At 44.2% G+C, this 13,725-nt stretch carries 13 protein-coding genes; 9 read left to right on the top strand and 4 right to left on the bottom strand.

Annotated elements, in window-relative coordinates; genetic code table 11:
- Positions 1-89: 89 nt before the first annotated feature.
- From GO493_RS19835 to GO493_RS19825, 3 genes are read left to right on the top strand one after another with little or no spacing between them, the layout of a single operon-like run.
- Entirely contained in the window at positions 90-1,478 is a 1,389-nt protein-coding gene (locus GO493_RS19835; RefSeq protein WP_157307976.1) for an alpha/beta hydrolase family protein, read from the top strand.
- Between the two features lie 4 nt (positions 1,479-1,482).
- Positions 1,483-3,645 carry an alpha-L-rhamnosidase-related protein gene (locus GO493_RS19830; protein WP_157307975.1) on the top strand — a complete coding sequence of 721 codons (2,163 nt, stop codon included), beginning with the start codon at positions 1,483-1,485 and terminating at the stop codon, positions 3,643-3,645.
- Between the two features lie 6 nt (positions 3,646-3,651).
- Positions 3,652-5,661: an aceric acid hydrolase gene (locus GO493_RS19825; protein WP_157307974.1), complete on the top strand. Its 2,010-nt coding sequence runs from the start codon at positions 3,652-3,654 to the stop codon at positions 5,659-5,661.
- A 370-nt stretch (positions 5,662-6,031) separates the two neighbouring features.
- On the opposite strand, the gene GO493_RS19820 is transcribed toward GO493_RS19825, so the two are convergent.
- Both GO493_RS19820 and GO493_RS19815 read right to left on the bottom strand, forming a co-directional pair.
- Complete coding sequence (locus tag GO493_RS19820) at positions 6,032-6,493, bottom strand: SRPBCC family protein (protein ID WP_157307973.1); 462 nt, start codon at positions 6,491-6,493, stop codon at positions 6,032-6,034.
- A gap of 51 nt (positions 6,494-6,544) precedes the next feature.
- Positions 6,545-7,021 carry a DUF4920 domain-containing protein gene (locus GO493_RS19815; RefSeq protein ID WP_157307972.1) on the bottom strand — a complete coding sequence of 159 codons (477 nt, stop codon included), beginning with the start codon at positions 7,019-7,021 and terminating at the stop codon, positions 6,545-6,547.
- A 242-nt stretch (positions 7,022-7,263) separates the two neighbouring features.
- Between GO493_RS19815 and GO493_RS19810 the strand changes: the two genes are divergently transcribed.
- The 4 genes from GO493_RS19810 to GO493_RS19795 all read left to right on the top strand — a co-directional run bounded on the left by GO493_RS19810 (position 7,264) and on the right by GO493_RS19795 (position 10,370).
- Entirely contained in the window at positions 7,264-8,547 is a 1,284-nt protein-coding gene (locus GO493_RS19810; RefSeq protein ID WP_157307971.1) for an LVIVD repeat-containing protein, read from the top strand.
- 4 nt (positions 8,548-8,551) lie between these two features.
- Positions 8,552-9,127, top strand: a complete 576-nt coding sequence (locus GO493_RS19805) for a hypothetical protein (RefSeq protein ID WP_157307970.1) — start codon at positions 8,552-8,554, stop codon at positions 9,125-9,127.
- Between the two features lie 84 nt (positions 9,128-9,211).
- Entirely contained in the window at positions 9,212-10,009 is a 798-nt protein-coding gene (locus GO493_RS19800; RefSeq protein ID WP_157307969.1) for a HipA family kinase, read from the top strand.
- Positions 9,987-10,370 (top strand): DUF3037 domain-containing protein, encoded by a 384-nt coding sequence (locus tag GO493_RS19795; protein ID WP_157307968.1) that lies wholly within the window; start codon positions 9,987-9,989, stop codon positions 10,368-10,370. The genes GO493_RS19800 and GO493_RS19795 overlap by 23 nt, the downstream gene beginning before the upstream one ends.
- Positions 10,371-10,464: 94 nt before the next feature.
- On the opposite strand, the gene GO493_RS19790 is transcribed toward GO493_RS19795, so the two are convergent.
- Positions 10,465-11,331, bottom strand: coding sequence for a hypothetical protein (locus GO493_RS19790; RefSeq protein WP_157307967.1), 867 nt, complete (start codon positions 11,329-11,331; stop codon positions 10,465-10,467).
- A gap of 187 nt (positions 11,332-11,518) precedes the next feature.
- Positions 11,519-11,896: a VOC family protein gene (locus tag GO493_RS19785; RefSeq protein WP_198315776.1), complete on the bottom strand. Its 378-nt coding sequence runs from the start codon at positions 11,894-11,896 to the stop codon at positions 11,519-11,521.
- A gap of 80 nt (positions 11,897-11,976) precedes the next feature.
- Between GO493_RS19785 and GO493_RS19780 the strand changes: the two genes are divergently transcribed.
- Positions 11,977-12,927 carry a DUF3667 domain-containing protein gene (locus tag GO493_RS19780; RefSeq protein WP_157307966.1) on the top strand — a complete coding sequence of 317 codons (951 nt, stop codon included), beginning with the start codon at positions 11,977-11,979 and terminating at the stop codon, positions 12,925-12,927.
- Between the two features lie 16 nt (positions 12,928-12,943).
- The gene (locus tag GO493_RS19775) at positions 12,944-13,723 is read left to right on the top strand and encodes an enoyl-CoA hydratase-related protein (protein ID WP_157307965.1); all 780 of its coding nucleotides are present in this window, start codon (positions 12,944-12,946) and stop codon (positions 13,721-13,723) included.
- Positions 13,724-13,725 lie beyond the last annotated feature (2 nt).

Below are 13,725 nucleotides of genomic sequence, written 5' to 3'. Positions count from 1 at the left end.
CTTTTGCCGAAGGCAAAAGCGATCTTTTGAGTAATCAACAAAACCCTCACTTTTTTATTTTTATTGTATATCTTACAGTTAATTCCCGTATGAAAAAAGCGCAACTGATAACCCGGCTGACAGGATACATATGCCTGTTATTTTCCTTCACCACATCTGCACAGCAAACATCTGACAGTGCATACAAACGGCCACTGAAAGAAGTACTTGAGCATGTACAGAAAAAGTATAACGTAAAGATTAAATATACAGATGCCCAGGTAACCGATAAATGGGTGACTTATGCTGACTGGCGCTACAGGCCCGATATTGATGCTACACTCAGTAATATCCTGACGCCCCTTGATATGAAAGTGAAGAAGGAAAAAGAAAACAGTTACAAGCTGAGTGCTTACGAATACTACCGCTGGCCGGTACAGGAAGGTTGGGAAGAATTGGACCGCATCGCCGCTCAGTATAATGATCAATCGCAATGGGAAACCAGGAAACAGGCATTAAGCCCCTGCCTGCTGCAAGCCTTACAACTATCCCATTTACCCGCAGCTCCTGCTTCCAAACCCATTATTACAGCCGAAAGGAAATTTGACGGATATACTGTACGTAATATAGCCATTGAAATCCTTCCGGGACTTTACATCAACGGTTCATTATATAAACCCGCTCAATACAAAGGGAAGATACCGGTAATACTCAATCCTGATGGTCACTGGCAGCATCAGCGCTACCGTCCTGACTGTCAGTACCGCTGCGCTACGCTGGCCCGCATGGGCGCAATGGCTTTCAGCTACGACCTGTTTGCCTGGGGAGAATCACTGTTGCAGTTTGAAGAGAAAGACCATCGCAGAAGCCTGGCAATGAGCATACAGGCATTGGGATCTGTCCGTATCCTGGATTATCTCTTATCCCTGAAAGATGCAGATACCGGCAGAGTAGGCATTACCGGCGGTTCCGGCGCCGGAAGTCATACTGTACTGATGACAGCCCTTGATGACCGTATAAAGGTAAGCGCACCTGTAGTAGCTATCAGTTCTTACTTCTATGGAGGTTGCCCCTGTGAAAGCGGTATGCCCATACATGCCTGTGCCAACAGGACAGACAATGTAGAGATAGCCGCTATGGCAGCCCCAAGGCCACAACTGTTGGTAAGTGATGGCGGCGACTGGACAGACAAAACACCTGAACATGATTTTCCATATTTGCAGAAGATATATGGGTATTATGATAAGACCGGTAATATAGAGAACATACACCTGCCGGCAGAAGGACACGACTTTGGAATTAATAAAAGAAACGCAGTGTATCAATTCATGGCAAAATACCTGAAACTTAATACAGGAAGTATAGATGAATCCAAAGTAACCATCGAAAAGGAAAATGCAATGTATGTTTTCGGAGATAAAGGAGAGTTGTTACCCGCTCATGCCATACATGGATTTGAACAACTTGAGGCAACCTGGAAATCAGCTCTTACCCATTAATAGTATGAAACACATCTTATCGTTATTGTTGATGCTCATATGCAGCATTACAGCCACTGCGCAACAGGCAACCTGGATCTGGTATCCGGGCGATTTTGAGATCTGGCTTGGAAATGATATGCAGAACCGCCGTACAGAAAGAGAAACCTTCTATCCCGTTTTCTGGAAAATGGATAGCCATTATCCGTTAGTGGATTTTCATAAGGAAGTGGATCTGACAGCACCGGAAGAAGTCAGCATCTATGTAGAAGGCCGCTATAATGTCAGAATAGATGGAAAGGCATTTGAAGGTGCACCATCAAAGATCACAATACCAGCCGGCAAACATTGGATCAATATCAAGATCTTCAACCAGGCATTTGTTCCTGCTGTGTACATCTCCGGCAGAACTGTTTTCTCCGACAACACCTGGCTCGTAACGCCTGAAGATAAAGAATGGATAGATGAAACAGGAAAGGCATCAGACATCTCTGCTACTAAATGGCTGCATTCTGGCAGCTGGAACTTCAATAAACCGGAAACACCGCCTTCTGCTTTCAGACTGCCCGTATCCCCGGCAAGCGCTGTCAGCGTATCATCCCACAGCAAGGGAAGAATAGTGGATTTTGGAAAGGAAACCTTTGGCTTTATAAAACTGCATGGTGTAAATGGCTCTGGTAAAGTGAATCTCTATTACGGAGAAAGCAGGGAAGAAGCCCTGGACATACAACATGCCGAAACACTGGATAGATTGTCTTTTCATCAGAGTGAGAAAAGAGATACGGTATTGTCGCTCTCCAAGGCTTTCCGTTATGTAAATGTTGAGACTGATAATGAAGTACAGGTAGACAGTATCTCCATGTTATACGAATATGCCGGTGTGAAGGAACGAGGAAACTTCAGATGCTCAGATGAAGAACTGAATAGCATCTATGACGTAGCGAAATATACCTTCCGCTTAGCTACACGGGAATTCTTTATAGACGGGATCAAACGCGACAGGTGGGTCTGGAGTGGAGATGCTTATCAGAGCTATCTTATGAACTACTACCTGTTCTACGATAATGAAACAGTACAGAGAACAATACTGGCATTAAGAGGAAAAGATCCGGTTACCAGTCATATCAATACTATACTGGATTATACCTTCTATTGGTTTATGGGCATCTATGATTACTATCTCTATACAGGAGATGAAACATTCATAAAACAGTTCTACCCACGCATGAAAACATTAATGGAATACTGCCTGGGAAGAAGAAATAAGAATGGCCTGGTGGAAGGTATGTCGGGCGACTGGGTATTCATTGACTGGGCTGACGGATTAAGCAAAAAGGGAGAGCTGAGTTTTGAACAGTTGTTATTTTGCCGCAGCCTGGAAACAATGACCCTTTGCGCAGATATTGCAGGAGAAAAGAAAGATGCAGAGACATACAGACAATACGCTGCTGAGCTGAGAGCCAGACTGTTCCCATTATACTGGAGTGACAGTAAACAGGCGCTTGTACATAGCCGTGTAAACGGTATGCAGACCAGTAACGTAACACGTTACGCCAATATGTTCGCTATCTTCTTTGAGTATTTTGACCAGCAGCAGAAAAGTGCTGTGAAGAAGTCTGTGTTACTGAACGACAACATTCAGAAGATCACCACTCCCTATATGCGCTTTTATGAACTGGAAGCGCTATGCGCCATGGGAGAGCAGGCCTACGTACTGAAGGAAATGAAGAGCTACTGGGGAGGTATGCTGAAGCTGGGAGCCACCAGTTTCTGGGAGTTATACGATCCCTCTGTTTCAGGACCTGCCCATTATGCCATGTATGGCAGACCATTCGGGAAAAGCCTCTGTCATGCCTGGGGAGCAAGCCCGCTTTACCTGCTCGGTAAATACTACCTCGGAGTAAAACCGGAATCACCGGGATATAAAACATATACAGTACAGCCGGTATTGGGAGGACTGGAATGGATGGAAGGCACTGTACCTGTTCCTGAAGGAGATATTAAGATGTATTGCAGCAAAAAGGAAATAAAGATCACCACTATATCCGGTACAGGAACATTGCGGCTGCAAAGCACAATAAAACCCACCTGTGCACAGGCCATTGCAGAAAGTAAAGGCGGCAATACTTACGAGCTCACATTACAGCCAGGTAAAACATATGTTGTGAACTATCGCGCAGTTAAATAGATTTAGATGAACAGACTTATAGCCATATGCCTTTTACTGAGCCTGCAAGCTACTGCTCAGAAAGGGCTTATTAACTCCTCCAACAGCCCATATGCCCGGCTGAATAGCGTAGGATTAGGAGATGTACAATGGACAAACGGATTCTGGGCAGAACGTTTTGAGGTATGTAAAACAGCTATGGTGCCTCATTTATGGACAACTTATATGGATGCAGACCTCTGCCATTCTTTCAAGAATTTTGAAATAGCAGCCGGCCTGGATACAGGCTCTTTCAAAGGGCCTTCATTCCATGATGGTGATTTCTATAAAACACTGGAAGCAATGGCAGCGCTTTATGCTTCCACTAAAGACCCGCAACTGGATAAAGAAATGGACAGGGCAATAGCGGTAATAGCCAAAGCCCAGAGATCCGATGGATATGTGTACACCAAATCCATCATTGAACAACAGCAAACAGGCAGGCGGAAGATGTTTGATGATAAGCTAAGCTTTGAAGCATATAATTTCGGTCACCTGATGACAGCTGCCTGTGTGCATTACCGTGCCACAGGGAAGAAAAGCCTGCTTATGGTTGCAGAACGAGCTGCACAGTTCCTCGCTGGGTTTTATAATACAGCCACCCCGGAACAGGCGCGTAACGCTATCTGCCCCTCACATTATATGGGTATGATTGAACTGTACAGAACCACAGGCAACAGTTCTTATCTCTCTCTCGCACAAAAGCTGATCAACATACGCGGAAAAACAGAAGGCACTGACGACAACTCTGACCGCGTACCTTTCAGGGATATGAAGAGAGTAGTAGGGCATGCAGTAAGGGCCAATTACCTTTTTGCAGGAGTTGCTGATGTGTATGCAGAAACGGGAGATACCAGCTTGCTTAGCTCATTGAATCGTATGTGGGATGACGTGATAATGCGTAAGATGTATATAACCGGCGGCTGCGGAGCATTATATGATGGCGTATCTGTCGATGGCATTTCATATAACCCCGATACAGTACAGAAAATACACCAGGCATATGGGAAGAATTACCAGTTACCCAACCTGTCTGCCCACAATGAAACATGCGCCAATATTGGTAATGTGCTCTGGAACCGGCGGATGCTGGAAGTAACAGGAGATGCCAGGTACGCTGATATAGTGGAGCTGGCGTTGTATAATAGTGTGCTCAGCGGCATCAGTATGGATGGCGATAAATTCTTCTATACCAATCCGCTGGCTGCATCAGCAGATTATCCCTATGAATTGCGCTGGTCTGGTGGCAGGCAAAAGTATATTGCTTTATCCAATTGTTGTCCGCCAAATACAGTCAGGACTATTGCTGAAGTAAGCAGTTATATGTACAGTATAGCAGAAGACGGCCTGTACGTTGATATGTACGGAGGCAATGTCTTGAGCACCACATTAAAAGATGGAACGCCTGTTCAGCTGGATCAGCAGACAGACTATCCCTGGAGCGGGAATATCTCTCTGCTTTTAAAGAAAGCACCGGCAAAAGAAACAACTATTTTCCTCCGCATCCCTGGCTGGTGTAAAAAAGCCACTCTGTCTGTGAACGGAGAACCAGTAAAAGGAGAACTGATATCCGGTACATACACAAAGTTGAAAAGACAATGGAAAACAGGAGACAGGATATCTCTTACATTAGAGATGCCTGCCACACTGATAGAGGCTAATCCTCTCGTGGAAGAGAACCGTAACCAGGTCGCCGTAAAAAGAGGACCGCTTGTATATTGTATTGAATCTGCAGATCTGAAGCAGGGACAAAACCTGGCTGATATCATTGTTCCGGCATCAGCTTCATTACGTCCGGTTGCTATGAAGATCGATAACAGTAATGTAATTGCCCTGGAAGGTGAAGTGAAGTTGCTACAACACAATAACTGGAAGAATACACTGTATAGGGAGCTCAATACTACATCTGTACCTGTAAGAGTTAAATGGATACCCTATTACTCCTGGGCCAACAGGGGCAGGAGCGATATGAGTGTGTGGCTGCCAGTGAGCAGGTGATCATTCTTAATACTTTTTTTTCTGTTGTCCCGGAGCAAATGGTTTCGCTGATTTGCTGCCTGTCAGTTTTTTGGCCTGTCCCGGAGGTAGGGAAGTAGGGTGAGTTGAATGAGTATGCACACATCCTACTAATATGATAATGGCGGCAATCATAATCAGGATGACTAAAGAATATGGTTTCATAAAAAGTGTGATTTATAATAAAAATTAATGTTTATGGTGCTCTGAAAAACAATGCTTCCTAAACATTTGGATACAATAAAGCAAGAAGCGCGCCGGTTTTTATCCGGAGGTGTTATTCCAGGCTGAAGGCACACTTATTCTGTTGATAATGAATTGTAAAATTATTTTATAAGATGGGTGCGGGTTCTTATTTTCTGACAAACATTTTCTTTAAAATATCTCTCCTGTAAGAGAAAATACCTGCTACTTTCCTGCTTATTATGAGGGTATGCATCATACTGCCGATGAAGCCGAAAGGGATCTTGTATTTTACTTCATCTTTCATCAGCACACCATCCTTCTGCGGCATAAAGGTATGGGTGTGCTCCCATATGCTATAAGGGCCTTTTGACTGCCTGTCTGTAAAACTGACTCCTCTTTTTACCCGGGATATCTCTGTTTGCCAGCGAAGGGGAATACCCCAGAGAGGCCTTAGCTTATAGTCTATCAGCATGCCCTCATATATCTCTTTATCATCCAGCCGGGTCAGGACCTTAAAATCCAGTTCCGGTGGAGTGATCACCGCCAGGTTTTTGGCGGAAGCGAAGAATTGCCAGGCTGTTTCTATATCTGTAGGCAGGAATTGCTCTGTTCTGAAATAATAGATCATCTCCGCAAAGTTTGGATAGGTAAATGAGAACGCCGGTATTCCGGCGTTCCTCTATTCTAAAACCAGTATGCCATTGGCTGTAAATCGTATTTCACGCTTGGGTTGTGTAATGGCATCAATCTCAGCTTGCGGCTTCTTTGCATCTTCCGCATAATGCCGCAGCTCTGCAACTGAAGTAACATGGTTATATGCCAGCCCTTCCAGTATTACTGTCCTGCCTTTAATGTCTGTAGGAACAAAAAATCCATAGTTTTTCATTTTCACAAAGGCAGTAGTACTATCATTTACCTGCAGGCGCATCCAGCAGCCCTTTTTAGAACATACGGCCAAAACCTGCGCTTTAACTTTCACAGGCATCGTAGCTGTATCGCTCTTAAGCAATGAAGGTAGTTCCGATGCTGCTATTGCACCGGCAGCCGTAGTTCCTGCCCCATACACAGAGCCCGGATTGGCAGGTCCTTTAGGTGGCTGTGCCTGGGACGTAAGGGTTCCCAGAAGCAGAATGAATAGTAAGATCAGTTTGTTCATGTTTTAAAGTTATGGTATAAAAACAGGATTTCATTAAAGCACAAAATTATGCCGGATTAATGTAAGGGAATATCGTGATCAGGAAAACTATTTGCTGAAAAAGGAAATTGTCATGAGTGTGATACAAAATGAAATAAATTACGACTATCGTCCATCCATGTAAACAGAAATTTTTATACTATCTGTAACTATAACTGTAACTTTTGGCTTTTCTGCCCGTTTGACAATAAAACCTCACCCCTATGTTCTATCTGTACAAGCTAAGAACAGCTGTAGTATTCGTTGTACTCATGCTGCTTGCCTCCGGCTGTCTGAAAGATAGCTGTGATGTCAGGATACCCTCCACAATTTTTACACCCGTTTACCTCACGCTTGACGAGCTGAGGAGCTCCGTTAAAAGCGAGGCTCCGAAAAATATTGAGGAAACAGGAAAGATCTACCTGTATGGGAAATACATTTTCCTGAATGAACCCGGAAAGGGAATCCATGTTATTGACAACAATAATCCCTCTTCTCCGAAAAAGATCGCATTCGTTAATATTCCCGGAAATGTTGACATGGCCGTAAAAGGAAATATTATGTATGCAGACAGTTACCTTGACCTCGTAGCGCTTGATATTACAGACCCTTATCATGTAAAAGAAGTGAGCAGAGTGAAATCTGCCTACCCGGGTTTAATATATGCCTATGGTTATAGTACCGACACGGCTAGGTTAGGAGTCATCGTTGATTATATCAGGAAAGATACAGTACTGACCCAGGTCTGCAATAATCCAGGTTGGAACGGAGAGTATTATTACGATGCTGTCTCGAATGTCGCCATTTTTTCAAACACTTCTAAAAGCAGCGTGCCTTCTGTAGGTAAGGCCGGCTCTACTGCACGGTTTGGCTTGCTGAACAATTACCTGTATACAGTAAATAACTATTCTATCACTTCTTTTAATATAGACCAGCTTACGCAACCCGTTAAGAAAAATACGGTCATGGTACCCGCTACGGTGGAAACGATCTTCCCCTACAAAGAGTATCTCTTCCTGGGTACAACAACAGGTATGTTCATCTATAATGTTGTAACGCCTGAAACGCCTGCGCAAAAAGGAATTTACTCACATATCCGCTCCTGCGATCCTGTAGTGGTTGAAAATGACCGGGCCTATGTAACCGTACGTGGAGGCACTGCATGCAATGCAGGAGCTGTTAATCAGCTGACTGTACTGGATGTAAGAAACCCCGCCCAGCCGGAGCCGCTCAGGAGCTATGATATGAAGAGCCCTTATGGTCTGGGTGTTATTAATGGGTACGTGTTTGTAGGCGAAGGTGATAACGGCCTCCGTTTTGTAGACGCCCGGAACCCTGTAGCAGCTAAAACATTACAGGTATTCTCAGATGTTAAAGCATACGATGTGATCCCCGAAAGTGACAAATTACTACTGGTAACAGCTAAAGATGGCCTTTATCAGTATGATATCACAGATATGGAATCACCAAAGCGGCTCAGTAAAATAAGTATTACTGTTAAACAATGAAGACATGCAGATACTGAAACGTTTCTGGTGCCTGTTGCCCGTAATATTGTTTACAGGAGTTGTTATTGCACAACAGAAAAAGAAGACAGGCGGCTTTTATAATATCGACGAAGTAGGTATACAATTCTCTGATAAGAAAGGGCTCGTGCTGAGAGCAATAGGAGGTTATCGCTTTAACAGTCATTTACAGGCCGGTGTGGGCGTAGGGCTGGATGATTATACCCTCCGTTCTGTTCCTCTTTTCGGAGATGCCAGGTATGATCTCAATGGTACAAAGAATACTTTTTTTGCTTATGGCGGGGCGGGCATATCTTTCCCCTGGATCACCAGCAACCAGTTCCCGGGATATTACGGTAAGCATCCGGATAAAACAGTTCCTGGTTTTTATGGCCATGCAGGTATCGGGTATAAGATCAGAACTGGTAAAAATGACTTTCATATAGCGGTAGGATATTCCCGCGCTGCCATGAAGCTGAAGTATGAAAGTGTAGCCATATGGCCCCAGCCGGTTTTACTGGGATATACTTCATACGAGTATAAATTCAACAGGATTTCTATAGTAGCAGGTATTACATTGTAATTACATCCATATAAGCAGAATGCCCGGAGGAATGTCAATCATTCTTCCGGGCATGCTTTTTTTACTTTAATTTCACGCCAACTTATGAACCATATTACACCTGAACTAAGGACAGTCAATGTGACCCGCTACGTCACACCCTTACGCGAAGGCGGCTCTCTGCCGGCTATCGCGGAAGCAGACGATGGCTTCCTGTATGTACTTAAATTCCGTGGCGCAGGCCAGGGTATCAAAGCACTGATAGCAGAACTGATAGGAGGAGAGATAGCCCGCGCAGCTGGCCTTAGAATGCCTGAGATCGTGTTTGCCAACCTGGATACCGCCTTTGGCCGTACAGAGCCGGACGAGGAAATACAGGACCTGCTGAAGGCTAGTGTAGGGCTGAACCTTGGTGTACACTACCTTTCAGGGGCCATTACCTACGATCCAACTGTTAAGGTAATAGATCCTTTGCTGGCTTCTAAAATAGTATGGCTGGACTGCCTGCTCACCAATGTAGACCGTACCGCACGTAATACCAATATGCTGATGTGGCACAGAGAACTGTGGCTGATAGACCATGGGGCCTCCCTGTATTTCCATCATTCCTGGCAGAACTGGGAAGAGCAGGCCAAACGTCCATTTATACAGGTAAAAGATCACGTACTGCTGCCACAGGCATCTGAGCTCGAAAGCGTAGATGCTGAATTCCGGACGCTTTTTACCCCTGAACGGATCAGGGCTATTGTATCCGTTGTGCCGGACGACTGGCTGACAATAATAGCACAACATGGCACTCCGGAAGAGATCAGACAGGTATACACACAATTTTTAGTATCCCGGATCGCAGTATCCAGAATTTTTGTAAAAGAAGCGCAAGATGCAAGAAAATCACTTATTTGAGTACGCTGTAATTCGCGTTGTACCGAAGGTTGAACGTGAAGAGTTCCTCAATGTAGGGGTGGTTCTCTATTGCCGTCAACAGAAATTCCTGCAGGTACTTTATACGGTGAATGAAGAACGTATCCGTACCTTTTGTTCCCAGCTGGATATAGAAGAACTGAAGCAATACCTGCATGCTTTTGAACAGATCAGCCTTGGGGCAAAGGATGGCGGACCCATCGCAAAGCTGGACCTTGCTTCCCGTTTCCGCTGGCTTACAGCTACCCGTAGTACTGTAGTACAGACATCCAGGGTGCATCCGGGATTTTGTGCAGATCCACAGAAAGCACTGGTGCGCTTACACGAACAACTTGTATTATGATAAGGGAATATAGCTCCCGCTAGAAAGATTTGTCCCTGTTGTTACAATATTCCGGGGTTAGCAGATACTGTACATACTGTTACAGTAACTAACCTCATTTTTTGTAACGGTAACGTACAGTACCCAGCAGCTCTCTTCTCTTGCCGTAACATTCCTCCTGTAATGGCAGCCCGTTATCATCATAGGTATAACGCCAGATAGTATAATCTGAAGTTTCACCATTTACGGTTGTCATAGCGCCGATCCTGTTCTTGGAATCATAATCGAAGATATAATCAGGCAGCATCTTCTGGCGGGAAGGAGAGTAACGGTAAATATCGGTCAGCAGTCCCTGGTCATTATACTTATAGTAAATATGCTGGCTTTTTGCACCTCTGCCTACATGTGTTTCTTCAGCCACCTGGCCTACTGAATCCAGTTTAAAGAGCACTACAGTAGAATCTCCTATCACATCTCCATGGAAATGGATCATCCTGGTAGGCTTGCCGGCAGCGTCATACGTGTAACGGCGGGTTTCAGTATACTTATACTTATTTTTAGGTTCCTGGCTCGTAAGATACACCTCCTGGAGCTTTCCGCTTGGATCATTATTGTTACGCATGTAGATGACAGTAGTAATAATGCTGCGGGTACTGTCTACCGTTTTGGTCAGCTTACCTGAAGCAGAAAAGTAAGAGGTCATCACAGAAAAGCCTGTAGACCGTGAATTGGTCATAGAACGCAGTTGACGATATTCGTTCTGTACCTCACGCTGACATTTAAAGTCATTGTCAGTATCCTGGTTGGCATCAAAACTTTGCACAACCTGTACCGTGATCTTATTCTCCTTTAAAAGTGCCATATTCTGCTCTGTACGTTGTGTACTGATAATATCCTGGTAGTAGAACTGAGCAATGGCATTCCTGCTTAATAACAGCATTGCTGTCAGCAGAATTGTGGTGGTTGTTTTTCTCGTGTACATATATGCAAAAATAATGATTCAAGAGTATCCCGGAGAAAAGTTACCCTTAAATTTGCAAAAAAATGTAACAGTTTGAATTGCAACGTATTTCGTAGAGGATTATTGTTGCAATTATCAATTATATTTGTCCTGCCGGGCTCGGTAAATAGGGAATATTTCAGTATCAGCCACCAGGCCATACTGTCAGTTAATCTATTGTCTGCTGAAAAATGACACAAACCGTTGTAGGGTCCAGCACTGCAAATTCTCTCAATCCCCAGGGTTGATTTTTGATGTAATTCAGATTGGGATGCAGTAATTCCGGGTGGTTGGTCTTAATTTCCTGGTAGATAGCCTGGATATCATCTGTTTCAATCCTGATTTCCGGGCGGTCTGCTTTACCCAGTTCTTCATCAATTACCAAAAGAAGCAGTATCTCGTCTCGTTCTACGATATAAAGACTTTCATCATTGTAAGTCTGCTCAAAGCCAAGTCCTTCGGTAAAGAACTTGAGTCCAACAGCAATATCTGCATAGAATATTTTAGGAATGAGTTTAGTAAGGGCCATTTCAGAGTGTTCTTGCATTAAATTTAAAGAATGATAATTAGAAATTATTAGCTCGATACTTAAATTTTTATATTTACCTTCTATAACCTATAACGTCATTGAAAACACAGCCTCTACGTAAAGAAACAAACTGTCTCAACTGCGGAACAGAAGTGCCTGGCAGGTATTGCACTAACTGCGGACAGGAAAACACCGTTCCTCACGAAACATTTGGTCACCTCGTAAAACATTTTATTGCCGATGTGGTGCACTATGATTCCAAAACACTGCTCACTGTAAAGTACCTCCTTTTCAGACCCGGCTTCCTTACCCAGGAATACATTGCCGGCAAAAGGGCTAGTTATGTGAACCCTATCAAGTTGTACATTTTTACCTCCTTTGTATTCTTCCTTTTGTATTTCGCCCTTACAGCGGACCATGCTAAGATGAATGTATTGGATATTGATGACGATCATCCGCAACATACAGAAGCAACGGTTGTGCTGCCGGACTCCCTGAGGGCCAATACGCTGACCACCGCACAATGGTGGGAAAGACTGACGTTCTTCCATGACAGGCATCAGTATGATTCCATGCAGCATACCCTTCCTAAAGAATATAGGGATGGCCGTATGCAGCGCCAGGCTGTAAGCTTTTATTTCAATTCCCTGCAGAAAGATGATCATAAACAGGAAGCCAGGATAGAACGGTTACATCATAATATCCCGAAAATGATGTTTGTGCTGTTACCGCTTTTTGCACTTTTCCTGAGATGGATGTACGATAAAAAGAAATGGTACTATGCAGACCATGCCATTTTTTCGGTGCATCTTCATACGTTCTTTTTTATCTTATATCTGTTCTGTACAGCACTGGATGCCCTTTTCCATGTAGACTGGTTTACAGTAATAGGTAATGTGGGACTGCTCGTATACCTGGTAATGGCATTGAAACGCATCTACGGGCAATCTACCCGTAAGTCAGTGGTAAAAGGCTTACTGCTGGTTCTCTTACACCTGATAGCATTAGGTATTACCTATCTGGGAGTATACGTCCTGATAAGCATTTAATTACGTATATTAGGTTATGCAACCGGAATATATAATCATACACCAGCAGGTAGCCCCCTATGTGGCTCATATCCAGTTAAACCGCCCCAAAGAACTGAACGCTCTCAACCTTGGGCTGATGACAGAAATAAAGGAAGCTCTGAAAGTCCTTGATGCAGACGAGAGCGTACGCGTGATCATTATAAGTGGCAATGAAAAGGCCTTTGCGGCAGGGGCGGACATTAAACAAATGGCAGGAAGAACGGCCATGGATATGTATACTATCGACCAGTTCAGCACCTGGGATACAATAAAGAAAACAAAGAAGCCGTTGATTGCAGCAGTGAGCGGCTTTGCCCTTGGCGGCGGCTGCGAACTGGCCATGCTTTGTGACATGATAGTTGCCAGTGAAACAGCCCGGTTTGGGCAACCTGAGATCAAACTGGGAGTAATGCCAGGTGCTGGAGGTACCCAGCGACTCACAAGGGCCGTAGGGAAGGCCATGGCAATGGAAATGGTGCTGACAGGCCGTTTCATTACCGCCGTAGAAGCACTTCAGGCAGGACTTATTAACCGGATAGTACCTGTAGAACTTTTTTTGCAGGAAGCTATTAAACTGGCAGAGGAAATTGCGGCACAAAGCCCACTGGCAGTAAAAATGGCAAAAGAGGCCGTGCTGAAAGCGTTTGACAGTTCACTGGAGGAAGGACTGCACTTCGAAAGAAAGAATTTTTACCTGCTTTTTGCCTCTGAAGATCAGAAAGAAGGCATGCAGGCTTTTATAGAAAAGAGGACACCCGTATTTAAAGGAAAATGAAT

Source organism: Chitinophaga tropicalis, from assembly GCF_009758205.1.
In the GTDB taxonomy this organism is placed as follows: Bacteria; Bacteroidota; Bacteroidia; order Chitinophagales; family Chitinophagaceae; genus Chitinophaga; species Chitinophaga tropicalis.
This window is presented reverse-complemented; position numbering and strand designations above follow the sequence as displayed.